Origin of the sequence: Salinicola sp. RZ23, assembly GCF_003206675.1 — a bacterium.
Classification (GTDB): domain Bacteria; phylum Pseudomonadota; class Gammaproteobacteria; order Pseudomonadales; family Halomonadaceae; genus Salinicola; species Salinicola endophyticus.
The window spans coordinates 173,954-200,926 of record NZ_PZJK01000014.1 but is presented as its reverse complement, the minus strand read 5'-3'; the positions used below and the strand labels follow the sequence as shown (position 1 = coordinate 200,926).

The following is a 26,973-nucleotide window of genomic DNA, read 5'->3' as shown; positions in this document are numbered from 1 at the left end:
CCCTACTTGAAGCCGCCTCACTCGAGAGTGGAGACTTCTGCCGTGACCCGAAGTGACTCAAGTGCTTGTCAGCGCTTGCGTTCTGGGTCGCCGTAAGGAGAGGCGTATTTTAAGGATCTTGGCGAAGATGTCAACGTCTTTCTTATCGATCTCTGCCCGATTCTCGTTGCTGCCGGAGAACCGATCCTGGAAAAGCGAGTGGCGTATTCTGCCGCTCTCATCGCCAGCTGTCAATCGATTTACCCAATCTTCTCAACAGCTTAGCTAGCTTTTCCACCAACCCCGAGAACCTGTCTCGGCGTCAGCGGATGCGTACTTTACGGATCTCCCGCGGCCTTGGCAAGGGCTCGCGGCAAAAAAGTTGTGCCGCTTCGAGGCTGCTGGCCCCTGAGGCCCGAGTGACAGGCTCTGACGCCATCCACCATGCTGGTCGTGGTCATCGATCATGCGTTTGTCCTGACCATTGCGCTCCAGCCGTGCGAGCAGTGATAGGAGAACTTGGTCAGCGCGTGCGGGCCGCGCCATAATTGGTAAAACCACTTGCCTGCAAGGAGGTCGCGCGTGCCGCCATCATCCCTGCGCCAGCCGCGCCTGGCCGACGTCATCACTCAGCGTCTGGAGACGCTGATCCTGGAAGGCAGCCTCAAGGCGGGCCATCGCCTACCATCGGAGCGTGAGCTCGCCGAACGCTTCGGTGTCTCGCGCCCGTCGCTGCGCGAAGCGATCCAGAAGCTCTCGGCCCGTGGTTTACTCACCAGCCGCCAGGGCGGCGGCACCTATGTCAACGAGCGTCTCAGCGACAGCTATGGCGATCCGATCCTCGAGATGCTGTCGCGTCATGACGAGTTCTATCTCGACGTGCTCGAGTTCCGCGATGCCATGGAGGGTATTACCGCCTATCACGCGGCGATGCGCGCGACTCCGGCGGACAAGGAGATGCTGCAGCAGCGTTTCCAGGCCCTGCGCGACAGCTATACCGACCCCGGCCAGCAGAGTGACGCCCTGCGCGAGGCCAAGGCTGATGCCGCCTTCCACCTGGCGATCGCCGAGGCGGCGCACAACGTGCTGATGCTGCACACCATCCGAGGCCTGTTCCAACTGTTGGAGAAGAGTATCGTCGCCAATCTGGCGCATCTGTTCGAGCGCCCCAACGCGCGCAGCCTGCTGATGGATCAGCATCGTGCACTGCTGGAGGCGATTCTGGAGGGCCGCGCCGAGGATGCCCGGCATCTCGCCCATGAGCATCTCGGCTATGTCAAGGAGGGGCTGATGGAGATGCAGCGCGCCGAGTTCCGTGCCCAGCGCGCCGAGCGCCGCACCCAGTTGCTCAAGGGCACGCCACCACGTTGATCACTCACCGCTCAGGTGGCGGTCCTTGAGCTTGACGTAGTTCCCCGCCGTGTAAGCGAAGAACTCGCGCTCCTCGGGCTTGAGCGGGCGCAGCGGCTTGGCCGGGTTGCCGGCATAGACATGGCCGCTCGCCAGCCTCTTGCCCGGCGGCACCAGCGCGCCGGCAGCGATGATCACCTCGGACTCGACCACGGCGCCGTCGAGCACGATGGCGCCCATGCCGACCAGCACCCGATCCTCCACGGTGCAGCCGTGCAGCGTCGCCTGATGCCCCACGGTCACCTCGTCGCCGATGATCAGCGGATGCCCGCCGGGGTTATAGTCGCTGGCGTGGGTACAGTGCAGCACGCAGCCATCCTGCACGCTGGTGCGCGCGCCGATGCGGATGCGATGGACATCGCCGCGAATCACCGCCATCGGCCACACGGAACTGTCGTCTCCCAGCGCCACATCACCGAGCACCACACTGGTCTCGTCGATGAAGACCCGCTCGCCCAGACTCGGGCTCATGCCCTGATAGGTTCTCATTGCCATGAATTGCACGCCTCTCTTCGCTCGACGCCGCCCGGCGCCGAGGGCCGTGGTTGGTTTCTATATCAGGCTCGACAACAGCACGACCGCCGTCAACGGGATCGACACGTAGCGCACCACGCCGCGCCACAGCCGAAACCCCGTCGCCGGCGCCCCCAGCGCCGAGGCTGCGGCTTCGGGTAGCATGCGCCAGGCGGCGAAGATCGCGATCAGCAGCCCACCGATGGGCAGGAAAATGTCCGGGGGCACGGTCGAGACCAGGGCGAAGAAGTTCATCTCGCCGATCCAGTGCACGTCGGCCAGGGTCGAGAACGAGAGCACCGAGAGCAGCCCCACGCCCCACACCAGAGCACCGATCAGCAGCGCCGCCCGCCCGCGGCGCCAGCCGGCACCGATCAGCATCGCCACCATCGGCTCGGCCAGATTGATCGAAGAGGTCCAGGTCGCCACCAGCAGCAGCAGGAAGAAGGCTCCCAGCCAGATCTGGCCACCCGGCAGCTCGCTGAAGGCGATCGGCAACGTCACGAACATCAGCCCCGGCCCCTCGGTCGGATCGAGGCCGTGGGTGAACACGACCGAGAAGATGGCGATACCCGAGAGCAGCGCCACCGCAATATCCAGCAGGGCCACCGCGCAAACCGCCCGCGGCAGGCTCTGTTCATCGGGCATGTAGGCGCCGTAGGCCATCAACGCACAGGCGCCCACGGCGAGGGTGAAGAAGGCGTGCCCCATGGCGTTGAGCACCACATGGAGATCGATCGCCGCCGGATTGGGCGTGAACAGCCACGCCATCGCCGCACCGAAACCGGCAGTGGTGACGGCATATCCCCCGAGCACGATCAGGATCACGTAGAGCAGCGGCATCATCACATTGTTGAGCTTTTCCAATCCGTTGCTGACCCCGGCGGCAACCACCGACATGGTCAACAGCATGAACAGCGTGTGATTGAAGGTCATGCGCAGAGGATCGGCGAGGAAGGTGTCGAATGCCGAGCCGATCTCCGCTGGCGTGCGATCGACGAAGCCACCGTTGACCGAATCGACCAGATACTCGATCGACCAACCGGAGACCACCGAATAGAACGAGAGGATGAAGAACACGGTGAGCGCCCCGAACAGCCCCACCCAGCGCCAGTGCGGGCTGACCCCGGCCTCGCTGGCGAGATACGCCAGCGCCTGCATCGGGCTGCGCCGGCCGGCGCGCCCGATCAGGATCTCCGCCATCATCATCGGCAGGCCCAGCACCACCACGAACAGGATGTAGAGCAGCAGGAAGGCCGAGCCACCGTTCTCCCCGGTCATGTAGGGAAAACGCCAGATATTGCCCAGCCCCACCGCGGCGCCGGTCACCGCCAGAATGAAAGCACGGCGGGAGTGCCAGCGCTCCAGGGTTTCGCTCATCGTCTCGTCACCTCATCTTGGCGGGGCACCGTCTCTACCGGGCCATCCATACGGGGCCATCTTCACGGATAAAGGAGGCGAGCCTATCAGGGCTCACCGCAGCGGCCAATCCTGGCATCGCGCGGTGGCGAGAATGCTGACCGCCGCTCTGACTGCCACCCCGGCCGCCGCGTTGAAAGGCAAGGCCATCCCCCCCATATACTGTGGCACCGATTCTTCGTCCGAGGTGATCATGTCGCACAATCCGCTGCTCGACTCCTGCACGCTGCCGCCGTTCGAGGCGATTCGCCCCGAGCACGCCGTTCCCGCGATCGAGAAGATCATCGCCGACAACCGCACCGCGATCGACGCCCTGGCCAATCAGCAGACGGTCACCTGGGACTCTCTCGCCGCGCCGCTGGAGGCGCTCGACGACCGCCTCTCCCAGGCTTTCTCGCCGGTATCGCATCTCAACTCGACAATGAACAGCGACGCCCTGCGCGACGCCTATCAACAGTGTCTGGCCCTGCTCTCGGAGTACAGCACCTGGGTCGGCCAGCACACGGCGCTGTTCCAGGCCTTCGAGCGCCTGGCCCAGAGTGAGGATTTCGCCGCGCTGGACGAGGCACAGCGCAAGGCGGTGGACAACACCCTGCGCAACTTCCGCCTTGCCGGTGTCGATCTGCCGAGCGAGCAGAAGCGCCGCTACGGCGAGATCCAGGCGCGGCTCTCCGAACTCGGTAACACCTTCTCCAACCAGCTGCTCGATGCCACCCAGGCGTGGCACAAGACCCTGCCCGACGCCTCGCGCCTGGCCGGCCTGCCCGAGAGTGCGATGGAGATGCTGGCCGCCAACGCCGAGGCCAAGGACGAGTCGGGCTACCGCATCACCCTCGATGTGCCCTGCTTCCTGCCGATCATGACCTTCGCCGAGGATCGCGAGCTGCGCCAGGAGGTCTACACCGCCTACGTCACCCGCGCCTCCGACCAGGGTCCCAACGCCGGAGCCAACGACAACGCTCCGGTGATCGAGGAGATTCTGGCGCTGCGTCACGAGCTGGCCCAGCTGCTCGGCTTTGCCACCTACGCCGACTACTCGCTGGAAACCAAGATGGCCGAATCCCCCGGCCAGGTCCTGGGCTTTCTCGACGATCTCGCCGAGCGCGCCCTGCCCCAGGCGCGACGCGATATCGGCGAGCTCGAGACCTATGCCCGCGACACCCTCGGCATGGACGAGCTGGCACCGTGGGACATCGGCTTCGTCAGCGAGAAGCTGCGCCAGGCGCGCTATGACATCTCGCAGGAGCAGCTACGCCCCTATTTTCCCGCGCCGCGGGCGGTGGACGGCCTGTTCCGCGTGGTCGGCAAGCTCTACGGCATCCACATGGCCGAGAACCCCGACGCGCCGCGCTACCACCCGGACGTGCGCTACTTCGACGTGCTCGACGGCGACACTCCGATCGCTGGCTTCTATCTCGATCTCTACGCCCGTGAAGGCAAGCGCGGTGGCGCCTGGATGGATGTCTGCCGTACCCGCCGCCAGCGTGAGGATGGTTCGCTGCAGCTGCCGGTCGCCTACCTGACCTGCAACTTCACGCCGCCGGTGGGCGGCAAGCCGGCGCTGTTGACCCACGACGAAGTGCTGACACTGTTCCACGAATTCGGTCACGGCCTGCACCATATGCTGACCCGGCAGACGGTGGCCGACGTCTCCGGCATCAGCGGCGTGGCCTGGGACGCCGTCGAGCTGCCCAGCCAGTTCATGGAGAACTTCTGCTGGGAGCGCGAGGGACTCGACCTGATCGCCGGCCACGTCGACAGCGGCGACAAGCTGCCGGATGCGCTGCTCGACAAGCTGCAGGCGGCACGCAACTTCCAGTCGGCGATGCAGATGATGCGCCAGCTGGAGTTCTCGATGTTCGATCTGCGACTGCACCATGAGCTCGCTACCCCCAGCGCCGCCGACGTGCAGGCCCTGCTCGATGCCGTGCGCGACCAGGTATCGGTTGTCCCCAGCGTCGACTTCAACCGCTTCCAGAACGGTTTCTCGCATATCTTCGCCGGCGGCTATGCGGCGGGGTACTACAGCTACAAGTGGGCCGAAGTCCTCTCGGCGGATGCCTACAGCGCCTTCGAGGAGGCCGGCATCTTCGACGCCGAGACCGGCCAGCGCTTCCGCAGCGAGATACTGGAGCGCGGCGGCTCGCGCGATGCCGCTGAGCTGTTCAAGGCATTCCGCGGTCGCGAGCCGAGCATCGAACCGCTGCTGCGCCATACCGGCATCGAACCCCGCGACGCCGCCTGACGGACGTCGCCGACACGCACCCTGCGACGCGGGCCGGCCAGCCCCGCCCGCGTCGCCAGCGAGGTCAGCCATGACTCATACCCCCAAACGCTTCATCGCCGGCGCCATCTGCCCGCGCTGTGCGGCCATGGATCGCATACGCAGCTGGGAGCAGAACGGTATCCGTTACCGCGACTGTGTCAGCTGCGACTTCTTCGAGCAGTTACCGGTGGAAGACAGCGCCCAGAACGAACTGCCGACCCGGGTCAACCAGCCGCGTGAGACGCAGAAACCGGCGCGCGAGGAGATCAGCACGGTCAAGATCATCGACCCCGGTACCCGCCACTAGGCACTAGGTGCTGACCGGCCTGGATCGCCTCATCCCGCCGCGACGACCTGGGCCATCAACTGGCTCAGATCGTCACTGCGCCAGGTGGGCACCTGCTCAAGTGCCGGGTCCATGGCCTTGCCCGGGCGCGCCACGAACGCGGTACGCATGCCCACCGCCTGGGCGCCGATCAGATCCCAACCATGTGCCGCCACCATCACCATCGCCTCGGGCGCGACCGACCAGTGCGCCGCCGCCGCACGATAGGGCTCCGGTGCCGGCTTGTAGCGCTCGACCTGATCGACGCTGAGAATGGCATCGAAGTAGGCTGCCAGCCCCGCCTGGGCCAGCTGATGCTGCGCCGCCGCGCTGGCGCTGTTGGTCAGGGCGGTGAGCGTATGACCCTGCTGGCGCAACCCGGCCAGCGCCTCGACGGCATCGGCATGCGCCGGCATGCCGAGTACGCCGTCGACCAGCGCCTGCTCGTCGGCGGGCGCGATCGAAACCCCATGCTTGGCGCCCAGCTGACGCAGCGCGCTCTTGGCCAGCTCGGCGAAGGGCGCGAAATGCCCGACCAGATTGGCAGTCATCCAGGTTTCCTGAAGGATCAGGAACCACTCGCCGCGGCGCGCCTCGGTACCGAACCAGCGCATGAACAGCGGGTCCAGCGCGGCGGTGTCGAGCAGCGTTTCATTGACGTCGAAGACCAGATGCACAGGGCCTCTCCCTTGGGTGGTTGGCCCCTCAGTGTAGAACGCAATGCCTAAAGGCGTGGCCGCCTAGCGCCCCAATCCCCATCCCAGTCCCAGGCCGTGTGTCAGCACCTCTCGCAGTACCGCCAGCGGCGGCAGCCAGGCGATCAGATGCACCGAGGTCAGCAGCAGCATCAGTGAACTGCCGGGGGCCTTCCAGTCGAACGGCTTGAGCGCGGTGCCGAAGGAGCGCTTGAACCGCGCCCCGGTGAGATCGACGCTGTAGAGCTCGTCCAGCGCCAGATGGATGAGAAAGCCGAGCGTCAGCGCCAGGCCATGCAGCCAGGCCAGCGGCGCCGGCTGGCCGAGCAGGGTGAAACTCGCCGCCGCCGTCGCCAGCCCGCTGAGTGCCGCCGCCAGCAGCGAGTGCCACAGCCCGCGATGCACGGTGAAGCGGGCGAACAGCGCGCTGGCCAGATAGCGCACCGCCAGATAGGTGGCCCCACAGGCGGCGAACAGCTGCGCCGGCGTGACCCGATGCTGCAGCAGCAGCACCGCCACGACGATGGCGATCAACGCCAGGATCTGAAAGATCAGGCGCACCGCGCGGGAGTTGTCGGCATCGATGTCGGGCAGAATGCCGCCGAAGGTCACCAGACCGGCGATCGCCGCCGCCTGCCACAGCCCATAGAGCGACGCCTGCCATCCCGCCTGGGAGACCACGAGTCCCCCCACGCTGGCGACCCCGAAGTGGGTGCGAAAGTTGGCCATCGGTGCCGCCGCTCCAAGACTGGATAAATAGCCAGATTATGCGGCTTGCGACCTATGGAAAACAATAGCTTAGACAGCGGCGTTTCGGATATCAGCCATGCCGCACCCGAATTCCGGCGACACCCCGCCGATTCGGCATGAGCCCGCACACGCCACGGCCCCGCCGAAGCGGGGCCGTGGAAGGAGTACCGGTGCCGAGCGGTACGACGTTACTTGATCACGCCGCAGGCAACGCGCGCCCCGCCGCCACCCAGCTTGGGTTGATCGCTGTAGTTGTCGCCGCCTGAGTGGATGACGAAGGCGTGGCCGGAGAGATCCGCTTCGCTCAGGCGCGGCGCCAGCACCGGGGTGGTGGCGTCGCCCTGGGCATCCACCGCCAGTACCGGCAGATCACCGAGATGGCCGGCATCACTGTACGGCCCCTGGTGAGAGTCGGTCTGCTCGGGATCGAAATGGCCGCCCGCGGCCCCTGCCGGGGTCACCTTGCCATCGCTCTCGCTGGGATCGCAGCTGGCGTTGGTGTGCAGATGAAAACCGTGGATACCGGGCTCGAGACCGGAAAGCTCGGGCGTCAGCAGCAGCCCGTAATCGGTATCCTTGGCGGTGATGGTCCCGATGGACTCACCAACCCCTTGGGTGGAGACGCTATGCATGTCGACCTGGGTATCGGCCTGTGCCAGCCCCGCCAGCGTCAGCAGGATACCCGCGCCCAGGGCGCTCGCCATCGTCCGTTGCATCGTTCACCTCCGATTCGACCGTGATGTGCTGAACGGGCCAGCCTATTGCTCGCCCGCCGCTCTCAACCTAGTCGAAGTCGCGCGACGCTGCGACGTCCCGGTCTCACGCCAGATTGTCGAGAATGCGCAACGACGGGGCGGCCTGATTGAGGGTGTAGAAGTGCAGACCCGGCGCCCCGCCATCGAGCAGACGCTGGCAGAGCCGTGATACCACCTCGGTCCCGAAGGCCTGGATGCTCTGCTGGTCGTCGCCGTAGGCCTCGAGCTGCTTGCGCACCCAGCGCGGAATGTCGGCGCCGCAGGTGTCGGAGAAACGTGCCAGCTTGCTGTAGTTGGTGATCGGCATGATGCCGGGCACGATCGGCGTCTCCACGCCCAGTGCGCGGACCCGATCGACGAAGTGGAAGTAGGCGTCGGCGTTGAAGAAGTACTGGGTGATGGCGAAGTCGGCGCCGGCCTTCACCTTGCGTGCGAAGTTCTCCAGATCACGCTCGACGTCCGCCGCCTGCGGATGCGCTTCGGGATAGGCCGCCACAGCGATCTCGAAATGGTCGCCGGTCTCGGCGCGCACGAACTCGACCAGCTCGTTGGCATAACGCAGCTCACCCGCCCCGCCCATGCCCGAGGGCAGATCACCGCGCAGTGCGACCAGGCTCTCGATGCCCGACTCACGATAGCGTCCGAGCAGATCGCGTATCGCGGCCTTGTCGCTGCCCACGCAGGAGAGATGGGGGGCTGTAGAGACGCCACCCTGGCGCAGCGCCTCGACGGTATCGAGGGTGCGCGCCTGGGTCGAACCACCGGCACCGTAGGTGACCGAAAAGAAACGCGGCGAACGCGCACTCAGCGCATCCCGCGTGGCGGCGAGCTTTTCCCGCCCGGCCGCGGTATTGGGGGGAAAGAACTCGAAGCTGATACCCAGGGGGAGATGCGGATTCATGCGCGCCTTCGTCTCGAAATCGGATCAGGAGGGAGAGGTGCCGGCTCGTGCCAGCGGACGCCCGTCACGACCCGCGCGAGCCTCTCTACGACATGGGCTCATTGTGCCCGCCGCCCTGGGCCCCGGCCAATGAAACTTTCCGCGGCCCGGCATGAAAACCGGTCATGCAAGCGCCTTCACGCATGACGTTCGATCGGGCCGCGTCAGGGGCGGAATCAGGGATGGACACCCGCGTGGCAGTCGCCACCGGTACGGCAGGCGGCGGTCTCGACCTGGAGCGTGGCGTGATGGATCGCGAAGCGCTCCTGCAGCACCCCATAGGCGCGCTCGATGACCGCATCGTGCTGATCGGCCGAGGCGATCACCAGATGCGCGCTGAGCAGCGGGTCCTGCGGAGTGAGGCCCCAGACGTGCATGTCGTGCAGCCCGCTGACGCCCTCGACCGCCAGCAGCGCCTGCCGGATCTGATCCACGTCGAGCCCCTCCGGGGTGCCTTCGAGCAGGGTGTGGGCGGAACGCCGCAGGATCGTCCAGGCCGCCCGCAGGATCAGCCCGGCGGCGAGCACCGAGAGCAGCGGGTCGATCGGTGTCCAACCGGTGAGCAGGATCACCACCGAGGCCACGATCGCCGCTACCGAACCGAGCAGATCGCCGAGTACGTGAAGCAGCGCACCGCGCAGGTTGAGATTCTCCTGATCGCCCCCGTGGAGAATCTTGAACACCACCAGATTGACCAACAACCCGAGTACGGCGATGACCATCATCGGCCCGGCCAGCACCTCCACCGGTTGGGTGAAACGCTGCACCGCGGCGATGAAGATCCACACTGCGATGCCGAACAGGGTCAGCCCGTTGACGAAAGCGGCAAGCACCTGGAAACGCTGATAGCCAAAGGTACGCCGGGTATCCGGCGCGCGCCGGCCCATGGCGAAGGCGAACAGCGCCAGGCCGAGCGAGAAGCTGTCGCTGAACATGTGCCCGGCATCGGCCAGCAGCGCCAGCGAGCCGGACACCCAGCCACCTACGACCTCCGCCAGCATGAAGCCGGCGGTGAGCAGCATCGCCCATTTGACCCGCTTGGCGCTGTCGGCGGTCACTTCAGGCGTATGGTCGTGATAATGGTGATGGCCGCCATGATCGTGATGATGATCATGATGGTGGGCGTGGTCGTGATGAGCGGGCATGGCGCGCGTCCGTCTAACGTGTCCTGCAAGGGTAGCGCACACCCCTGACGCTATTGTATTACACCCCCGCCCCGTCAGCGGCGTCGCCGGCGCACCGAACGGTGCCGGCGGCCTGCACGATGGCGTGCCTCAGCGCCATGGACGCTGGCGCCAAAGATCCCAGGCAATGCCCACCGCGATACCGACACCGATACCCCAACCCCACTCGCCGCTGGCCAGCCACACTGCCATGCCGGCGACGATGCCGATGAGAGAGCCCTGCATATGACCTCCGTTTCGCTGAGCGCGCTGCGCTGAAAGGATCGACGCTTCCGCGACACGGAAAGCTGGCGCATGATGCCATGGGAGACGACGGTGAAGACAGCCAGGGGATAGCATCAGGGCAAGGCAGTCATGAAGAGACAACCCTGAAGAGACAGCCGTGAAGAGATGGTCAAGGAAGGGAGAGACACCCTAGGGAGCCCCCCAGACGCAGACGAACGAAAGGTCCGGCAGCAGATCGGAAAGAAGAGGCAGACAGGAAGATAGATCGAAGGCGAATTGGGTGGCGAACGCCGCCCATCAGAGCTCACCCCGCAGTCCTTTGCGGTCACGCCGCTTGGCTAAGTGAGCCCACTCAGCATGCATCGTCTCTGGGCGGTAACCAAGGCAAATATGATAATCCCCGCATCACTTTTGCTAATAACAACACTTAAGTTCCCTTAATCATGGAGTTATAGCCGGACAACGGTTCAATAACCCCTGTCATTTTTTGTATCTGAGAAAGAGTCGCAGGAACAGAGGCTTGCGCTCCGCATCCGGCCCCGCCCTACAGGCATTGGCGCCCAGCCCAGAACGAAAACGACGACGCCCGCATCAGCGGGCGTCGTCGTGTGGTGGCAGACCGCTGCCAAGCAGCCGTCAGTTGCCGACCGGAGCCTGCTGGGGCGGCTTGGCCTTGGCCAGCAGGAACAGCACCACGGTGATCACCGCGCCGACGACATCGCTGGCCAGCCCCGGGAAGATCAGCGCCAGCGCGCCGATCGCCGCCAGGATCCGCCAGAAGGGATTGAGCGGCCGGCGTAGATAGCCCTCCACCGCCACCGCCAGCAGCAGCACCCCGATCACCCCGGTGACGATCACCCACAGCGTGTTCCACAGGGTGGCATCGATCATCAGCATGCTGTGCGCGAACACGAACATGTAGGGCACCACAAACCCGGCGATGGCGAGCTTCATCGCCTGGAAGCCGGTGGCATTGGGCGAGCCACCGCTGATGCCGGCACCGGCATAGGCGGCCAGCGCCACCGGCGGCGTCAGGTTGGCGAACAGCCCGAAGTAGAACACGAACATGTGGGCGACGAAGATCGCAGTGTCGTTGCTTCCGGCCAACTCACGGAACAGTGGCAGGTTGAGCAGGATCGGCGCCGCCATGGTGCTGGTGATGATATAGGTGGGGATGCTCGGCAGCCCCATGCCGAGCACGATCGAGGCGATCATGGTCAGCACCAGGGTGACCAGCAGCTGAATCATCGGGATCGGGATCTGCTGGCCCAGAGTGACCACCGCGTCGGCGGCGTCCAGGGCGATACCGGTCAGGGTGGCGATGCCCACGATGATCCCCACCGCGCCGCACGCCACGGCGACCGGAATGGCGTTGCGCACGCCATCGGCCATGGCATCGCGACAGTCGGCGACATCCATCTTCTCGGCCACCATGCCGAGCTTGGCGCGCAGCGCATTGATCGCCACCGGCACCAGAATCACCAGGAACAGCGTCCAGCGGCTGGCCGGGAAATTGGGCAGCGGGTTGCCGGCGAACAGCGCGCGCAGTTGCGGCTCCAGGATCAGGAGCACCAGGATCAGGCCGAGCCCCACGGTGACCCGGCGGGTACCGCAGATCAGCACGGTGGCGGCGATAGACCAGAAGGCAGCGAAGAACGGCGCGCGGCCGTCGAACAGCAGCCACAGCAGCACCGCCATCGGCACCAGCAGATGGCCGCGCTTGAGCATCACCGTCTTCAGCGGTGTCAGCTGATCGCGCGGAATCCCTTCGAGGCCATTACGCATGGCGCGCAGATGGACCTGGAACAGCACCCCGAGGTAGTAGAGCAGGGCCGGGATGATGCCGGCCAGGATCACCTGGGTGTAGGGCACCGACAGCACCTCGGCCATGATGAAAGCCGCCGCGCCCATGATCGGTGGCAGGATCTGGCCGCCGACGCTGGCAGCCGCTTCCACCGCCCCGGCGAAGTTGGGCTTGTACCCGGTCTTCTTCATCAGCGGGATGGTGAAGGCGCCGGTCGTCACCACGTTGGCGATCGCCGAACCGTTGATCGAGCCGAGAAAGCCGCTGGCGATCACCGCGACCTTGGCCGGGCCGCCGCGGGTGTGCCCGGCGATCGCCAGTGCCAGGTCGTTGAACAGCTGGCCCAGCCCGGACTTGCCGAGGAAGGCACCGAACAGAATGAACAGGATGATATAGCTCGCCGAGACCCCGATCGCGGTCCCCAACAACCCCTCGGTGATGAACACCAGATGCGAGGCGATCTGGCGACAGGTGGCGAGGATGATGTTCTCGTTGAGCACCGGGTAGAACGACAGCTTGGCGTAGAAGCCGTAGAGCAGGAACAGCGTGGCCAGGATGGTCAGCCCCCAGCCGGTGACCCGCCGAGTGGCGTCGAGCACCAGCAGGATCGCTACGAAGCCGACGACCATGTCGGTCTGATTGATGCGCCCGGCGGAAGCGATCACCCGGTCCGAGACCACCAGCATGTAGACCCCGATGGCGAACGCCACCAGCGCCAGCGCCGCGTCGCCCCAGGGCACCCGGTCACGTGCGCCGCGTCGCGTCAGCGGATAGAGAATGAAGGCCAGAGCCAACAGGGTATAGAGGTGGATACTGCGCTGGGCCACGTCCACCAACGGCCCGGAGAACGAGGTGTAGAGGTGAAACAGCGCCAGCAGCACGCTGATCACGGTGACGAACTGGACCACCACCAGCGGCAGCCGGTCGCGCACCAGACTCTCACGATCGAACTTCTCCAGCGCCTCCTTGACCGAAGGGTCCTCGGGACCATCGGCGGAAAGCACCACTTTTTGTTCTGACATATCGATTCCCTACGTCTAGTTGAGCCAGGGTACCCACGGCCGCAGCAACGCCGGGAGTACCTGCCACAAAGGCGCTTTTATCACAGAAAAGGTCAGGATGGGGGGCGGATCATGGCGCGACAGCGGAATCACGTGGCCAGCGAAGATCATGCGGTAGTGCTCCTCCACCGCCGCCTGGATCGCCAGAGGATCGACCACTCGATCGATGCCGGTCATCACCACCCAGCCATTGTCGAGATGGGTCTCCTTCCCCGCATGGGCAGGCACACCCGCGCCGAAGGTCTTGAAGCGGGTACCGGTGATCTCGATCGCGCCGTCGGCGGTGATCCGGTACCACTCTTCCCAATCCTCCTTCTCCACCGAGTGCATCCAGCGGATCTTGAAGGTGGTGCCGGCCCACCCGGGCAGGGCCAGGCGCCACTCGGCGCCCTGCTTGACCGCCAGCCAGGGAAGCGGATACACGACGGTGGCGATCCCGAGCAGGATCGCCACCGTCATCACTAGGCGCCGTACGACAACTGCCTGCGCTCGGCAATACGGCGTTAAAAATCGGCTCAAGATACTCATTTACACCGAGTAAACTCCGCTCCTTCGCCGATTTTTGCCTTGTCTTGCCTTCACTCGCCGACTTTTCGCGCAGCCCCCAGGCGCCAGCGCCGGCGCATCACGCCCCGACCGCGGGCGTCACGCCGCACGCGGCATCATCAGGACTGCGGTTCCTTGTCCTGGGCGTTATCGCTACCCGAGGCTTCACTGCCCATGCTGTCGCTGGTCGACGCTTCGCTACCCATGGCGTCGCTGTCGCTCTGCGACTTGGTGGCGTCGGCGCCATCATCAGACTGCGAGGCGAGGGTGGCGTAGTAGGCTTCGGCGCCCGGATGCAGCGGTACCACCAGGTTCTGGTTCATGCTGGCGGGATCGAACTGCTTGAGCGCGCCGACGGAGACATTGCCCGACTCGAGATAGTCGTGGAAGCGCTTGGTCAGATCCTCGGCGACGTCGTCGCGCATGTCGCTGCCGACGATCATCAGATTGCGGATCGCCACGGTATCGACCGCGTTGCCCAGGTCATAGCGCTCGGGTGCGCCGGCCGGAATCTCGTAGTTCTCGTAGTACGGGTACTTCTCCAGCAGCTTGCTGGCGACATCGCCGCTCACCGGCACGAAAGTGATGTCGGTGCTCTGCATCAGCCCGGTGATGCTGGAGTTGGGCACGCCGGAGGTGAAGAACGCCGCGTCCAGGTTGCCGTTGCTCATGCCGGTGACGCTGTCGGCGTAGCCGGTATGGCTGACCTGGGCCAGATCGTCGTAGCTCAGGCCGGCCGACTCGAGCACCTTGGCCGCGCTCTGCTCGACCCCGGAGCCGACCTTGCCGACGCCGACTCGCTTGCCCTTGAGATCGGCGATGCTGTGGATGCCGCTGTCCTCGGTCGCTACCACCTGCACCACGTTGGGATACATACCCGCCAGCGCCTTGATGTCGGCAGGGTTGCCATCGAACTGGTTCTGCCCCTTGATCGCGTCATAGGCCACATCGCTCATGACGATAGCGATCTGGTTGAGGCCGTCGGTAATGTTGTTGATGTTCTGCACCGACGCACCGGTGGAGACCACCTGGACATTGCCGACCAGATCACTGGCTTCGAACACGCTCTTGAGCGCGCCGCCGATCGGATAGTAGCTGCCGCCGGTACCGCCGGTACCGAAGATCAGATTGACCGGCTGTGCCTGGTCAGCCGAGGCGGTGTCGCTGGAGGAGGACTGGTTTGCGTTCTCGCCCTGGGCGGGGGTCGACTCGCTCTGCTGCGACGTCGACGATGTCTGGCTCTCGCTGCTCGCCTTGTCGTCGGCGTCATCGCCGCAGCCCGCCAGCAGCGCACCGGAAAGACCCAGTGCGGCAAACAGCATCCCTGTACGTAGCCTCATGGTATACCCCGTCTGTTGAGTGTGATCGCGTCGCGTCCGCGCGTGGCGCCCTCATTGGCCCACGCGCGGGCATTTGTTCTTGGCCTGCGGTCCATGGCTTGGGTTCCATGGTCCGTCATCCGCAGCCTGGCACTGCGCGACAGGCACCCAGAGTAAGCAAGGCCCGCCCGCGATACCATGCCGGGCCCGAGGACTACGACTAAAGTCTAATCCTTCTGCGCCTCTCCCGCCGCCAGTACCCGGCCCACCACTCGGCCGATGGTCAGCCCTTGGACGACGATCGACACCAGCACGATCAGGTAGGTGACATTGAGCACCACGTCGCGCGCCTCGCTGGGGGGCAGCGACAGCGCCAGCGCCACCGAGATCCCGCCGCGCAGGCCGCCCCAGGCGAGCACCGGAATCGAGCCGCGCCGGAAATGGGTGTGCGCCAGCGTCACCGGCACCGCCACCACCAGCCAGCGTACCGCCAGCAGCAGCAGGATCAGCGGCACCGCGACCCACAGGTAGTCGACCCGGAACGGCAGCGCCAGCAGCTCGAGCCCGATGATCACGAACAGCAGCGCATTGAGAATCTCGTCGATCAGCTCCCAGAAATCGTTGAGGTGCTGGCGTGTCTGCGGTGACATCGCATGGGTCCAGGCGTGGTTGCCCACCACCAGCCCGGCGACGACCATGGCGATCGGGCCGGAGACGTGCAGATGCGTGGCCAGGGTATAGCCACCAAGCACCATCGCCAGTGACAGCAGTACCTCGACCTGATACTGATCGACCCGCTTCATCAGCGCGTGCACGCCGTAGCCGAGCAGCAGCCCGAACAGCGCGCCGCCTCCGGCCTCCTCGGCGAACAGCCAGATCGCATGCCAGCCTAACAGCGACTCACCGCTCTCCGCCGCCGCCAGCAGCAGCGTGAACAGCACCACCGCAACCCCATCGTTGAACAGCGATTCGCCGACGATGCGCACCTCCATATCCACCGGCGCGCCGGCACCGCGCATGATCCCCAGCACCGCCACCGGGTCGGTGGGCGAGATCAGCGCGCCAAACACCAGGCACCAGGGCAGTGCCACCGGCACGCCCAGAGCGGCCAGCAGCCAGTGCGAGGCGACCCCGATCAGCAGCGTGCTGGCGAGCACACCCAGGGTCGCCAGCACGCCGATCGAGACCCAGTAGTCGCGCAGCTTGGCGACATCGACGTGGAGCGCGCCGGCGAAGAGCAGAAACGACAGCATGCCGTTCATCAGCAGGCTGTCGAAGTCGAGCGCCTCGACCCAGCCCCGCGCCAGTGCCGCGGGTGCCTCCCAGCCCAGCGCTGCCAGACCCTGCATCGCCAGTGACAGCAGCAGTGCGCTCAGCATCACGCCGATGGTGGCCGGCAGCCGGATGTAGCGTTCGTTGAACCAGGCGAGCCCGGCGGTCACGGTCAGAATGATCGCGGCGAGTTCGAGCACGAGGGCCTCCTAGTCATACGTAAATAGCCATACGTGAAGTGCCATACGTAAATTGCCATGCGTGAATTGCCATGAGTGAAAAATGATACCCGCGACGTAAACGGGCCCGCCGAAGCGGGCCCGTGTCTGCGTCACAGGTTAAGAGCGTCGGACGCCCGAGACTCAGAGACCGGCGGCGGCGCGCAGCGCCTCGGCGCGGTCGGTCTTCTCCCACGGGAAGGCGGTGAAGGTCTCGGTCTGGCGCTCGCCGTTGACGTCGGTCCAGGTATAGCTGGTCTCGAACGGTTCACGCCCGAAGTGGCCATAGGCCGCGGTGAGGCGATACATCGGGTGCAGCAGATCGAGCATGCGGGTGATCGCATAGGGGCGCAGATCGAAATGCTCGCGCACCAGCTCGATGATCTTGGCCTCGGCGATCTTGCCGGTACCGAAGGTATTGATCGACACCGAGGTCGGCTCGGCCACGCCGATGGCGTAGGAGACCTGAATCTCGCACTTGTCGGCGAGCCCCGCGGCGACCACGTTCTTGGCCACGTAGCGCCCGGCATAGGCGGCGCTGCGGTCGACCTTCGAAGGATCCTTGCCGGAGAAGGCACCGCCGCCATGGCGCGCCATGCCGCCATAGGTATCGACGATGATCTTGCGCCCCGTCAGACCGCAGTCACCCACCGGGCCGCCGATCACGAACTTGCCGGTGGGGTTGATGTGGAAACGGGTACCGGCGTGGATCCAGGCTTCCGGGAGCACGTCGCGGATGATCAGCTCCTCCACCGCCTTGCGCAGCTCCTCCTGAGAGATCTCCGGATCGTGCTGGGTCGACAGCACCACCGCATCGACGCCGTTGGGCTTGCCATCTTCACCATAGGTGAAGGTGATCTGGCTCTTGGCGTCCGGACGCAGCCAGCCCAGGGTGCCGTTCTTGCGCAGCTCGGCCTGACGCTCCACCAACCGGTGCGAGTAGTGGATCGGCGCCGGCATGTAGGAGTCGGTCTCGTTGGTGGCATAGCCGAACATCAGCCCCTGATCGCCGGCGCCCTGGTCCTCCGGCTTGCTGCGATCGACGCCCTGGGCGATGTCCACGCTCTGCTTGCCGATCAGGTTGATCACGCCGCAGGTCTCGCCGTCGAAACCGACATGGGACGAGGTGTAGCCGATATCCAGGATCACCCGACGCACCAGTTCTTCCAGATCGACCCAGGCGGTGGTGGAAATCTCACCGGCGACGATCGCCACGCCAGTCTTGACCAGCGTCTCGCAGGCCACACGCGCCTGCTTGTCACGGGCGATGATGGCGTCGAGCACGGCGTCCGATATCTGGTCGGCGATCTTGTCGGGGTGGCCTTCGGAGACGGATTCGGAGGTAAATAGAGAGTATTCGCTCATGCGTACGGTGATCCCTTCGTTCTCGGGTTGCGGCTCGCGGGCAAGGCCGCCTGACAACACAGCGGCGTCGTCGCTCGAATGAACGGATGGAAACGACGCACGGCATCCCCACACCGGCCGCGCCGGGAGAGGATCGAATGTTTGCACACAGAATAGCGACGCCCTGGGGATAAGCCAAGCACGCGCCGCGGGGGCAGGCATGGCGCCGGCGTCGCAGCGTCTACCCGATCATCCGCCATGCCCCTCGCAGCCCACCCCATGTACCTGAGCCACCAGTTCGCGAATGCCCCGCTCAGGGTCGTCGCGCTGCCAGGCGTTGCGCCCGAAGATCACCCCGCGGGCGCCCCCCTCGAACGCTTGGTCGGTGAAGCGCGCGAGTGCCGCGTCGTCCCCCATCGCCGCACCGCCCAGGATCAGCACCGGCACCGGGCAGCTCTCGGCCAGCAGGCGCATGTCGGCGACCTCGCCGGTGAACTGCGCCTTGACCAGATCCGCCCCCAGCTCGGCGGCGATCCGTGCCACCCGCGCGATCCGCTCGGGATCGAGACGGCCGCCCTCGCGCTCGCCCCACACCACCGCCTCGACGATCAGCGGCAATCCCAGCGCCTCACAGCGGCGCGCGGTCTGCGCCACCCGGGCCAGATTGTCGGCCTCCCGCGATGGATCGGCGTACCCCGAGATCAGGCACATCACCACCGCATCGGCACCCAGTGCCTGGGCCTCCTCGGGGGTCGCGAGCAGGCGCTGGTGCTCCTCGCCGGCGAGGGTGAAATCTCCCACACAGGGGTAATCGATGCGCACCACCGCTGCCGGCGCCTCACGGCAGGCGAACAGCGCCGCATTCTGCTTGAGCAGCCCCGGCGACAGCAGCACCGCATCGGGCCCGGCCGCCGTGATCGCCGCACACACGCCAAGGGCGTCGCGGGCGTGATCCACGGGCCCCGCCAGCAGGGTACGATCGAAGGCGACCATGCAGCTGCGCCCGCTGTCGCGGCGGAACAGGCGACCACAGCGCAACTGCGCGGGGCTCATCGTCGGGTTCATTCTCTCTCTCCTCTCCCGTGCTGACTCAGGCCGAGCCCAGCGCCACCCCATGCTGCTCGCGGGCGATCGTATGGACCCGTGCCACCTCCGCCTCGCGACGCGCCGCCGACCAGCCCAGCGCCGTTCCGCAGTGCGTCGCCACGTCTTCCACCACCGCGGCCGTCAGCCGCGCCGAGAGCGCAATGGGCAGGCGCCGGAACAGCACGTCGGCCAGTCGCTCGACGCGCTCGAAGCGGCATACGAAATCGATCTCGCCCACCCGGTAGTCGGGCAGCGAGGCCAGCGGCTGCTGGCCCTCGGTACAGGCCGCGCAGTGCGCCGCCACCGCTTCGCCACGGCTGCCGTAACGCTCGAGCAGCACGATCGCCCGGCGCCGGTCGCCAGCGCAGGCTGCCGCCACCCGGCTCAGCCAGACATCGCGGGCGGCCTCGTCATGGGGGTAGTCGTGGCCGCCACCGATCGCCAGTTGCTCGGTGCTCAGATCGCGCCGCCGCTCCAGCCGTGCCAGCACGTCGTCGGCCACCTCGGCGGCGAAACCGCGGAAGGTGGTCCACTTGCCGCCCACCAGCGAGAGCAGCGGCGTCTCGCCGAGCCGATCCTCGCGCACCGCGTGGTCGCGGCTGATCTGGCCGGGGTCGTCGGCATCGCTGCGCGGCAGCGGGCGGACACCGCTGTAGCGGTAGCGCACCCGCTCGGCATCGATATCCAGATCCGGAAACAGATAGCGCACCGCCTCCAGCATGTAGTCGCGCTCGTCGTCGTCGCACACCGCCCGGTCGGGATCGTCGCAGCGGATATCGGTCGCCCCCACCAGCACGTGCTGCATGAACGGATAGATCAGGCAGATCCGCCCGTCGGGAGTACCGAAGTAGATCATGCGGCCATCGAGCTGACGCCGGATCTCGGGCACATCGACGATCAGATGGCCACCCTTGGTGCCACCGATATAGGCCGTTTCACGCCCCAGCAGCCGGTTGATCTCATCGATCCAGGCGCCGCCGGCGTTGATCACGATGCGCGGGCGCACCTCGAAGGCCTCACCCGTGGCATCGCTGAAGTGCAGAGTGACGCCCTCGGTATCGCCCTCCCCCGCCGGCTGGCCCGCAAGTGGCTCGAGGGTCACGGAGTCCAGGGACGTATAGTTGAGCGCCAATGCCCCGCGGTGGGCGCGGCAGCCGTCGTCGATCAGCTCGAAGCCAAGCCGCTCGGCCTGGGTGATCGCGGCGTCGTAGTAGGTGTGCAGCGCCTTGACGTCGTCGCGCACGTCCGGCAGCGACTCGCGCACCCGGCGCCCGAAGAGCACCGAATGGCGCGGCATGCTGCGAAAGTGCCGGCCGAAGAAGTCGTAGAGCGTGAGCCCCACTTCGCTGATCAGCACGCCGCGGTCGTCGATCTTGGCCGGACGCCGCAGAAAGCGCTTGAGCGACGGCCAGATGCCGCCGAACCAGCTGTGGGTCGGCATCGCCGTACGCAGCGGATGAACCACATGCGGGGCATTGCGCAGCAGCAGATTGCGCTCGCGGGTCGACTGCGCCACCAGCCGGAACTCGCCGGTCTCCAGATACTTGAGCCCGCCGTGGATCAGTCGCGACGGCGCGGCGCTGGCACCGGCGCAGAAGTCCTGCTTGTCGACGATCAGTACATCGACACCCTGCAGCGCCAGATCGCGGAATAGCCCGGCACCGTTGATACCGGCGCCGATGATCAGCACCTCGACGTTGGGGTCGTTCGCCAGGCGCTCCCGCGTGGCCTGGCGACGGGTCGGTATATCGCCATCATGAACCTTCATGGGCGCTCTCCCGGATCGGGTAAGGAAGTATTGGCAGCGGAGCTGTCAGCGACAGACGTCTGGGCAGCGGCAGCCTGGGAGGCATCCACCGAGACCTCACTATCGAGCATCCCCCATAGCGGGCGCAGGCACTCGACCAGCTGCTGGTAGCGTTCGAAACGCACCTGGCACGCCTGCTGGCGCTGCGGGTCGGGGCGGTAGCACTGCTGCGGCTCGCACAGCGCCGCCGCCGCGGCGATCGAGGGAAACACCCCGGCGCCGACGCCGGCACAGATCGCCGCGCCCCAGGCGGCGGCTTCCTGGGTCCGCGCAGTCTCGATCTCGCGCCCCAGGGTATCGGCGAACAGCTGCGCCAGACGCGGCGAGTGGCTGCCGCCGCCGGTGATCCGCGTGCGCCGGATCGCAAAGCGCGAAGCCAGCGCATCCACGTGCACTCGGTGGTTGCAGACCACCCCCTCGAGGATCGCGCGCAGTACATGACCGCGCTGGTGCCACCCCTGCAGCCCGAAGAGACCGGCACTGGCCGGCTCCGCATAGGGCGAGCCGTACAGAAACGGGTGATAGACCAGCCGTGAGTCGCTGGCGAAGGCTTCCTCCAGCGCCTCCTCCATATCGGCCAGAAACGCTGCCGTGCCGCCATCCCCGGGACGCCCCCACTGGCGGTGGAACCACTCGAGATTGCTCGAAGACGCCGGCGAGATCGCCATGTTGAGCCACTGCCCCGGCCGCAGGCCGTTGCGTGTGGCCCAGCGCGCATCGGGGCGCGGCACGTCGGAGAACACCTCGTTGATACTGAAGGTGCCGGCGGCAATGGTCAGGCTGTCGCTGTCGACGTTGCCCAGCCCCAGCGCGCTGGCGGTGACATCGTGCAGCCCGGCGGCCACCGGGGTGCCGGCGACCAGGCCGGTCGCGCGCGCCGCCGCCGTGGTGACCCGGCCGACGATCTCTTCCGGCATACGGATCGGCGGCAGCGCCTCGGTGACCGGCTCGATGCCGAGCAGCGCAAGCCCCTCGCGGCTGTAGCGCTGGGTTTGCACATCGGTATAGCCGCTGCTCGCCTCGGTGAAATCGGTGGCGATCTCGCCGCACAGCTTGAAACGCAGCCAGTCCTTGCAGGTCAGCACGTGGCCGAGGGCAGCGAAGCGTTCAGGCTGCTCGGCGCGCATCCACGCCAGCAGCGCCACCGGCGAGAACGCGAACGGCACCTGGCCGAGACGCGCCAGCGCCTGCTCTTGCACGCCTTCTTGGCACCAGCGCTCGACCACCCCGGCGGCGCGACTGTCGAGGGAGGTGATGCCCTTGCCCAGCGCCTCGCCGTGGCGGTCGACGGGGTAGAGACCATCGCCGTGGGCGGTCACGCCGACCGCGAGAATCTCGCTGGCGCTGACATCGGCCTGGGCCAGCGCGTCACGGATGGCCGCCGCCGCACCGGCCCAGACCGTCTCCATGTCGCGCTCGACCCAGTGCGCCTGGGGATGTTCCAGCGGGCAGGATTGCCGCCCCACCCCCACGACGTCACCGGCGAGATCGAAGATCACCGCCTTGGTCGAGCTCGAGCCGCCGTCGAGCCCCATCAGATAGCCTTGCGCCACGCCTGCCTCCTGACTCTGTAGAGACGCGATGAGCGCCGGCCGACGATCGACCGACTTCCGCATTTCTAACATCGAATTGTGACGAAGCAGCGTTAGACGATGGTGTTACTCCATACGCAAGTATTGATTAAACTCTTTATTTTCAGATAATTAAAAACATTACCGAAGGTGACACCGACCGCTAGACCAAAGTCATGGAACCAAAAATCACGTCAAAATGTTATGAATGGGCGTAGATTTCCGGGAACGACTTCCAGGGCCCCTGCCCGTTCATTCATCCGGGAGAGCCGCATGCCAAGTCCCGCCCCTAGTACTGACGCGCGTAGCGCCACCCCGCTGCCCGACACCATGCACGCCGTGGTCTGCCACGGGCCGGGCGATTACCGGCTCGAGCGCGTGGCCACGCCGCGCCCGGGGCCACGGGAGCTGGTCCTCAAGATCCACGCCTGCGGCATCTGCGGCAGCGATCTCAAGTGCCGCGACGGCGCCGCCATGTACTGGGGCGACGGCGAGCGTTTCGCCGCCTTCGTCAAGCCGCCGATGATCGTCGGCCACGAATTCGCCGGCGAGATCGTGGCCCTCGGTGAGGGCGCGGCGGAACACTTCGGCGGCGTGACGCTGGGCCAGCGCGTGGTGCCGGAGCAGATCATTCCCTGCCGCCAGTGCTTCTACTGCCAGCGCGGTCACTACTGGATGTGCGAGGTGCACCATATCTTCGGCTTCCAGGGCGGCGTCGCCGATGGCGGCATGGCCGAGCATCTGCGCGTGCCCGAGAATGCCGTGCTGCACCCGGTGGACCCGCGACTGTCGATGGAAGATGCTGCCTTTCTGGAACCCCTCGCCTGCGGTATCCATGCGGTGAACCGCGCCGAGATCCAGTTCGACGATACCGTGGTGATCGCCGGCGGCGGCCCGATCGGTCTGGCTATGGTCCAGCTCGCCCGGCTCAAGACGCCCAAGCGGCTGATCCTGGTCGACACCCATGACGACCGCCTCGAGCTGGCCCGGGAGTATGGCGCCGAGCACGTCTTCAACCCGCACCGAGACGACATCGCCGGCGAGGTGCGCGCCCTCACCAACGGCTACGGCTGCGACGTCTACATCGACGCCACCGGCTCGCCCAGCGGGGTGATCCAGGGGCTGGAGGCGCTGCGCAAGCTGGGGCGCTTCGTCGAATTCAGCGTGTTCAAGGAGCCGACCCAGGTCGACTGGTCGACCATCGGCGACCGCAAGGAGCTCGACATTCGCGGCTCGCACCTCTCGCCCCACACCTATCCGGTGGCGATCGACCTGCTCGCCCGCGGCCTGGTGACCACCCAGGGCATCGTCACCCACCGCGTGCCGATCAGCGACTTCACACGCGGTTTCGAGATCGCCGCCCAGCGCGACTCGATCAAGGTGGTGCTGACCCAGGATGCCTGACACCCCTAAACGCCAGCGGGACGCCACCACCCGCCGTCAGGCGCTGCTCGACTACGTGGTCCAGGCCGGCGCGGCGCAGGTCGACGAGCTGGCCACGCACTTCGGCGTCAGCCGCATGACGGTACACCGCGATCTCGATGCCCTCGCCGCCCAGGGCATGGTCAACAAGCAGCACGGCGGCGTCACCACCCGCGCCTCCAGCGTCTTCGAGAGCAACTTCGCCCTGCGCGCCCAGCTCGCCGCCGGCGAAAAGAGCGCCCTGGCGCGCGCCGCGCTGGAGGAGATCGCCGCCGGCGAGGCGCTGATTCTCGACGACTCCACCACCTGCGCCGCGCTCGCCTCGCTGCTGCCGGGGCGCACGCCGCTGACCGTGATCACCAACGGCCTGGAGAGCAGCGAGCGGCTCAAGACGGCCAGCGATATCCGCCTGATCACCCTCGGCGGCGACTACCAGCCGCGTTTCAACGCCACCTTCGGCCTGCTCTGCGAGCAGACCCTGGCCAGCCTGCGCGCCAATGTCGCGGTGCTCTCCGCCTCGGCGATCCTCGGCACCACCGCCTACGTGCAGGACCCGGCGGTGACCCAGATCAAGCGCGCCCAGATGGCCGCCGCCGAGCGCCGCATCCTGCTGGTGCACAGCGCCAAGTTCGGCCACAGCGCACTGCACCGGCTCGCCGATCTCTCCGAGTTCGATCTGGTGCTGGTCGACTCAGGCCTGGCGCCCCCCCAGCGCGAGGCGCTGGACGAAGCAGAAATTCGCTATCGTCTGATTCGGCGCTAAGCCGCCACACCCGCCACCACAACGAACTCGCCGCGGGGGACACCCGCGGCGAGAAGAGGTCACGACAGGCGGCCAGGCCGCCAGGGATCACTGCTTGAGTACGAAGGGCGAGACGTACTTGTCGACGTTGTCCGGGGTGATCAGGATGCAGTCGAACAGGTGCTTTTCACCCTTCAGGCCGGTGCTGCCGGTCTGGATATACTTGTCGGCCATCTGCACCGCGGCCTTGGAGAAGATCGCCACCGGCTGCAGCACGGTGTAGGCGAGCTCGCCGGACTTGACCGCATCCACCGCATCCGGGGAGCCATCGAAGCCGCCGACCACGACGTCCTTCAGCTTACCGGCCTCCTTGAGCGCGGCGATCGCGCCGAGGGCCATCTCGTCGTTGCCGCTGATCACGCCCTGAATGTCGGGGTTCGCCTGCAGCAGGCTCTGCATCTTGTTGTAACCCTGGGTGCGGTCCCAGTTGGCGACGTCTTCACCCACCTTCTGCAGATCCGGGTACTGGCTCAGCACGGTGCGATAGCCGTTGGAGCGGGTGGCGGCGTTGTTGTCCGAAGGTGCGCCCTTGAGCTCGACGTACTTGGCCGAGTCGCCCACCGCCTGGACCCACTGCTGGGCGCCCAGCGCCGCCCCCTGGGCGTTGTTGGAGACCAGCTGCGCCTTGGCCAGGCCCTGCTGGTTGATCTCGGCATTGACCAGGAACACCGGAATGCCGGCATCGACGGCTTTACGCACCGCACCCACCGAGCCGTCGGCATTGGCCGGGTCGAGAATGATCGCCTTGGCCTGGTTGGTGATCGCAGTATCGATCTGGCGGCTCTCGGCGTTGGTATCGCCCTTGTGCGCGCTGACGTTGGCCGAGTAGCCAAGGTCCTCGGCGGTCTGCTGGGCGACCTTGCCCTCGGTCAGCCAGTAGGGGTTGGAGGGATCGTTGACGATGATCGAGATCAGCCCCTTGTCCTGCGCCAGTGCGCTACCGGCAAGCAGTGGCGCACTCAGGGCGAGGGCTGCGATCAGCAGGCGTTTTCCTGTCTTGAGCATGATGGTCACCCTTCTTTTGCGGTTGTCTGTCGTTATACGAGTCGTTATCTGAGTCAGTGGCGTCGAGGGGTGCGGTCTAACACCGCCTCAATGCTGGGTTGCCGGCTTAACGGCTGAGCTTTTCCCATCGCCCGGGGGCTGCCCCGAAGACGCAGTGGGAGAAGAGGGAGTCGCGGACGTCTGCGCGGCCTGCTTGCGCCGCCCGCCGTACTGAATGCTGTTGAGCAGCACCGCCAGCACGATCACCGCGCCGGTGAACACGGTCTGCCAGTAGGAGGAGACACCGATGATGACCAGGCCATCGGAGAGGAAGCCGATGACGAAGGCACCCAGCAGCGTGCCGCGCACGCTGCCGCGGCCACCGGTCAGCGCCGCGCCGCCGATCACCACCCCGGCGATCGCGGTCAGTTCGTAGGTGGTGCCCGCGGTGGGGCCAGCGGAGGTGAGCTGCGACGACAGCACCAGCCCGGCGATCGCCGCACAGATACCCGAGAGCACATAGACCGAGACCTGGACCCGCTTGACCGGCACCCCGGAGAGTTCCGCGGCGCGGGCGTTGCCGCCGGTGGAGTAGACCCAGCGTCCGAACGGCGTGCGCGCCAGCGCCAGCAGAGTGACGACCGCCACGATCGCCAGCACCCAGACCCCCACCGGCACGCCGAACAGCCGATTGAAGCCGAGCCAGTCGAAGCCGGTATTGCCGAGCGCCGGATCGCCGCCGAGGTTGTTGTAGGTCAGGCCGTCGGTCATCAGCAGGGCGACCCCGCGGGCGACATAGAGCAGCCCCAGGGTGGCGACGAAGGCCGGCACCTTGAAGTAGGCGATCAGCACGCCGTTGATGGCGCCGATGAAGGCCCCCACCGCGCAGGTGAGGATCACCACCACCCACACCGGCGGATAGAGGGTGACGCCGAACGCATCCAGCGTCACGCCCTGCATCAGAAAGCCCGCGACCACCCCGCACAGACCCAGGGTCGAGCCCACCGACAGGTCGATGCCGCCGGTCAGGATCACCAGCAGCATGCCGATGGAGAGCAGCCCGAAGATCGCCACGTGGGACGACATGGTCAGGAAGTTGCCGGTCGAGAAGTAGACCGGCGACAGCAGCGAGAAGATCACGATGATCGCGATCAGGGCGAAGAAGGCGCGCCCTTCGAGCAGCATGCGCCCCAGATCGAAGCCCCCGCCCTGACGCCGCGCTGTGTGGCTATGGTTGGACATAAACGACTCCCTCATGAAATCCAGAACGTCTGTC

23 protein-coding genes are annotated in these 26,973 nt (G+C 66.3%); 5 read left to right on the top strand and 18 right to left on the bottom strand.

Annotated elements, in window-relative coordinates; genetic code table 11:
- Positions 1 to 561 precede the first annotated feature (561 nt).
- Positions 562 to 1,350, top strand: a complete 789-nt coding sequence (locus DOM67_RS14850; protein WP_110677296.1) for a GntR family transcriptional regulator — start codon at positions 562 to 564, stop codon at positions 1,348 to 1,350.
- Here DOM67_RS14850 and DOM67_RS14845 read toward each other — a convergent pair whose 3' ends face one another.
- Both DOM67_RS14845 and DOM67_RS14840 read right to left on the bottom strand, forming a co-directional pair.
- On the bottom strand, positions 1,351 to 1,884 hold the full coding sequence (locus tag DOM67_RS14845) for a gamma carbonic anhydrase family protein (protein WP_110677294.1): 534 nt from the start codon (positions 1,882 to 1,884) through the stop codon (positions 1,351 to 1,353). It lies immediately after the preceding gene.
- Between the two features lie 57 nt (positions 1,885 to 1,941).
- Positions 1,942 to 3,282 carry a sodium-dependent transporter gene (locus tag DOM67_RS14840; RefSeq protein WP_110677292.1) on the bottom strand — a complete coding sequence of 447 codons (1,341 nt, stop codon included), beginning with the start codon at positions 3,280 to 3,282 and terminating at the stop codon, positions 1,942 to 1,944.
- Positions 3,283 to 3,514: 232 nt separating this feature from the next.
- Here DOM67_RS14840 and prlC point away from each other — a divergent pair, with 232 nt between their 5' ends.
- Together prlC and DOM67_RS14830 are read left to right on the top strand one after the other, a co-directional pair.
- Positions 3,515 to 5,566, top strand: coding sequence for an oligopeptidase A (gene prlC / locus DOM67_RS14835; protein ID WP_110677290.1), 2,052 nt, complete (start codon positions 3,515 to 3,517; stop codon positions 5,564 to 5,566).
- A gap of 70 nt (positions 5,567 to 5,636) precedes the next feature.
- Positions 5,637 to 5,894 (top strand): YheV family putative zinc ribbon protein, encoded by a 258-nt coding sequence (locus DOM67_RS14830; protein ID WP_110677288.1) that lies wholly within the window; start codon positions 5,637 to 5,639, stop codon positions 5,892 to 5,894.
- 29 nt (positions 5,895 to 5,923) lie between these two features.
- Here the strand turns inward: DOM67_RS14830 and DOM67_RS14825 are convergent, their stop codons facing one another.
- The 14 genes from DOM67_RS14825 to DOM67_RS14765 form a co-directional block, all read right to left on the bottom strand.
- On the bottom strand, positions 5,924 to 6,589 hold the full coding sequence (locus tag DOM67_RS14825; RefSeq protein WP_157958874.1) for a haloacid dehalogenase type II: 666 nt from the start codon (positions 6,587 to 6,589) through the stop codon (positions 5,924 to 5,926).
- Positions 6,590 to 6,652: 63 nt separating this feature from the next.
- The gene (locus DOM67_RS14820; RefSeq protein ID WP_110677284.1) at positions 6,653 to 7,336 is read right to left on the bottom strand and encodes a metal-dependent hydrolase; all 684 of its coding nucleotides are present in this window, start codon (positions 7,334 to 7,336) and stop codon (positions 6,653 to 6,655) included.
- Between the two features lie 209 nt (positions 7,337 to 7,545).
- The gene (sodC, locus tag DOM67_RS14815) at positions 7,546 to 8,073 is read right to left on the bottom strand and encodes a superoxide dismutase family protein (RefSeq protein WP_110677282.1); all 528 of its coding nucleotides are present in this window, start codon (positions 8,071 to 8,073) and stop codon (positions 7,546 to 7,548) included.
- A 103-nt stretch (positions 8,074 to 8,176) separates the two neighbouring features.
- A complete protein-coding gene (gene metF, locus DOM67_RS14810) occupies positions 8,177 to 9,013 on the bottom strand; it encodes a methylenetetrahydrofolate reductase [NAD(P)H] (RefSeq protein WP_110677280.1) in 837 nt (278 codons plus the stop codon).
- Between the two features lie 215 nt (positions 9,014 to 9,228).
- Complete coding sequence (locus tag DOM67_RS14805) at positions 9,229 to 10,197, bottom strand: cation diffusion facilitator family transporter (RefSeq protein ID WP_110677278.1); 969 nt, start codon at positions 10,195 to 10,197, stop codon at positions 9,229 to 9,231.
- A 129-nt stretch (positions 10,198 to 10,326) separates the two neighbouring features.
- A complete protein-coding gene (locus DOM67_RS20240; protein WP_280951068.1) occupies positions 10,327 to 10,461 on the bottom strand; it encodes a hypothetical protein in 135 nt (44 codons plus the stop codon).
- A gap of 636 nt (positions 10,462 to 11,097) precedes the next feature.
- Positions 11,098 to 13,287: a TRAP transporter permease gene (locus tag DOM67_RS14800; protein WP_110677276.1), complete on the bottom strand. Its 2,190-nt coding sequence runs from the start codon at positions 13,285 to 13,287 to the stop codon at positions 11,098 to 11,100.
- A 15-nt stretch (positions 13,288 to 13,302) separates the two neighbouring features.
- Positions 13,303 to 13,785 carry a DUF1850 domain-containing protein gene (locus tag DOM67_RS14795; RefSeq protein ID WP_110677274.1) on the bottom strand — a complete coding sequence of 161 codons (483 nt, stop codon included), beginning with the start codon at positions 13,783 to 13,785 and terminating at the stop codon, positions 13,303 to 13,305.
- Between the two features lie 206 nt (positions 13,786 to 13,991).
- Entirely contained in the window at positions 13,992 to 15,212 is a 1,221-nt protein-coding gene (locus DOM67_RS14790; RefSeq protein WP_110677272.1) for a TAXI family TRAP transporter solute-binding subunit, read from the bottom strand.
- A 206-nt stretch (positions 15,213 to 15,418) separates the two neighbouring features.
- On the bottom strand, positions 15,419 to 16,663 hold the full coding sequence (locus tag DOM67_RS14785; RefSeq protein WP_110677270.1) for a sodium:proton antiporter: 1,245 nt from the start codon (positions 16,661 to 16,663) through the stop codon (positions 15,419 to 15,421).
- 162 nt (positions 16,664 to 16,825) lie between these two features.
- Entirely contained in the window at positions 16,826 to 18,046 is a 1,221-nt protein-coding gene (gene metK, locus DOM67_RS14780) for a methionine adenosyltransferase (RefSeq protein WP_110677268.1), read from the bottom strand.
- A gap of 228 nt (positions 18,047 to 18,274) precedes the next feature.
- Positions 18,275 to 19,090 (bottom strand): fructose-bisphosphate aldolase, encoded by an 816-nt coding sequence (locus DOM67_RS14775; protein WP_157958873.1) that lies wholly within the window; start codon positions 19,088 to 19,090, stop codon positions 18,275 to 18,277.
- A gap of 25 nt (positions 19,091 to 19,115) precedes the next feature.
- A complete protein-coding gene (locus DOM67_RS14770; RefSeq protein WP_110677264.1) occupies positions 19,116 to 20,879 on the bottom strand; it encodes a glycerol-3-phosphate dehydrogenase/oxidase in 1,764 nt (587 codons plus the stop codon).
- Positions 20,876 to 22,471, bottom strand: coding sequence for an FGGY-family carbohydrate kinase (locus DOM67_RS14765; protein WP_198651832.1), 1,596 nt, complete (start codon positions 22,469 to 22,471; stop codon positions 20,876 to 20,878). The genes DOM67_RS14770 and DOM67_RS14765 overlap by 4 nt, the downstream gene beginning before the upstream one ends.
- Positions 22,472 to 22,762: 291 nt before the next feature.
- Here DOM67_RS14765 and DOM67_RS14760 point away from each other — a divergent pair, with 291 nt between their 5' ends.
- Both DOM67_RS14760 and DOM67_RS14755 read left to right on the top strand, forming a co-directional pair.
- On the top strand, positions 22,763 to 23,893 hold the full coding sequence (locus tag DOM67_RS14760) for an alcohol dehydrogenase catalytic domain-containing protein (RefSeq protein ID WP_110677260.1): 1,131 nt from the start codon (positions 22,763 to 22,765) through the stop codon (positions 23,891 to 23,893).
- Complete coding sequence (locus DOM67_RS14755; protein ID WP_110677258.1) at positions 23,886 to 24,674, top strand: DeoR/GlpR family DNA-binding transcription regulator; 789 nt, start codon at positions 23,886 to 23,888, stop codon at positions 24,672 to 24,674. The genes DOM67_RS14760 and DOM67_RS14755 overlap by 8 nt, the downstream gene beginning before the upstream one ends.
- Positions 24,675 to 24,761: 87 nt before the next feature.
- Here the strand turns inward: DOM67_RS14755 and DOM67_RS14750 are convergent, their stop codons facing one another.
- Together DOM67_RS14750 and DOM67_RS14745 are read right to left on the bottom strand one after the other, a co-directional pair.
- Positions 24,762 to 25,718 (bottom strand): D-ribose ABC transporter substrate-binding protein, encoded by a 957-nt coding sequence (locus DOM67_RS14750; protein WP_110677318.1) that lies wholly within the window; start codon positions 25,716 to 25,718, stop codon positions 24,762 to 24,764.
- Between the two features lie 87 nt (positions 25,719 to 25,805).
- A complete protein-coding gene (locus DOM67_RS14745; RefSeq protein ID WP_110677256.1) occupies positions 25,806 to 26,939 on the bottom strand; it encodes an ABC transporter permease in 1,134 nt (377 codons plus the stop codon).
- Positions 26,940 to 26,973: the final 34 nt, after the last annotated feature.

Coding starts and splice junctions, on each gene's coding strand:
- DOM67_RS20240 (WP_280951068.1), bottom strand. CDS start 10,461: ATGCAGGGCTCTCTCATCGGCATCGTCGCCGGCATGGCAGTGTGGCTG.
- DOM67_RS14790 (WP_110677272.1), bottom strand. CDS start 15,212: ATGAGGCTACGTACAGGGATGCTGTTTGCCGCACTGGGTCTTTCCGGT.
- DOM67_RS14750 (WP_110677318.1), bottom strand. CDS start 25,718: ATGCTCAAGACAGGAAAACGCCTGCTGATCGCAGCCCTCGCCCTGAGT.
- DOM67_RS14840 (WP_110677292.1), bottom strand. CDS start 3,282: ATGAGCGAAACCCTGGAGCGCTGGCACTCCCGCCGTGCTTTCATTCTG.
- DOM67_RS14820 (WP_110677284.1), bottom strand. CDS start 7,336: ATGGCCAACTTTCGCACCCACTTCGGGGTCGCCAGCGTGGGGGGACTC.
- DOM67_RS14770 (WP_110677264.1), bottom strand. CDS start 20,879: ATGAAGGTTCATGATGGCGATATACCGACCCGTCGCCAGGCCACGCGG.
- DOM67_RS14760 (WP_110677260.1), top strand. CDS start 22,763: ATGCCAAGTCCCGCCCCTAGTACTGACGCGCGTAGCGCCACCCCGCTG.
- sodC (WP_110677282.1), bottom strand. CDS start 8,073: ATGCAACGGACGATGGCGAGCGCCCTGGGCGCGGGTATCCTGCTGACG.
- DOM67_RS14800 (WP_110677276.1), bottom strand. CDS start 13,287: ATGTCAGAACAAAAAGTGGTGCTTTCCGCCGATGGTCCCGAGGACCCT.
- DOM67_RS14830 (WP_110677288.1), top strand. CDS start 5,637: ATGACTCATACCCCCAAACGCTTCATCGCCGGCGCCATCTGCCCGCGC.
- metK (WP_110677268.1), bottom strand. CDS start 18,046: ATGAGCGAATACTCTCTATTTACCTCCGAATCCGTCTCCGAAGGCCAC.
- DOM67_RS14795 (WP_110677274.1), bottom strand. CDS start 13,785: ATGACGGTGGCGATCCTGCTCGGGATCGCCACCGTCGTGTATCCGCTT.
- DOM67_RS14755 (WP_110677258.1), top strand. CDS start 23,886: ATGCCTGACACCCCTAAACGCCAGCGGGACGCCACCACCCGCCGTCAG.
- prlC (WP_110677290.1), top strand. CDS start 3,515: ATGTCGCACAATCCGCTGCTCGACTCCTGCACGCTGCCGCCGTTCGAG.
- metF (WP_110677280.1), bottom strand. CDS start 9,013: ATGAATCCGCATCTCCCCCTGGGTATCAGCTTCGAGTTCTTTCCCCCC.
- DOM67_RS14745 (WP_110677256.1), bottom strand. CDS start 26,939: ATGTCCAACCATAGCCACACAGCGCGGCGTCAGGGCGGGGGCTTCGAT.
- DOM67_RS14805 (WP_110677278.1), bottom strand. CDS start 10,197: ATGCCCGCTCATCACGACCACGCCCACCATCATGATCATCATCACGAT.
- DOM67_RS14845 (WP_110677294.1), bottom strand. CDS start 1,884: ATGGCAATGAGAACCTATCAGGGCATGAGCCCGAGTCTGGGCGAGCGG.
- DOM67_RS14775 (WP_157958873.1), bottom strand. CDS start 19,090: ATGAACCCGACGATGAGCCCCGCGCAGTTGCGCTGTGGTCGCCTGTTC.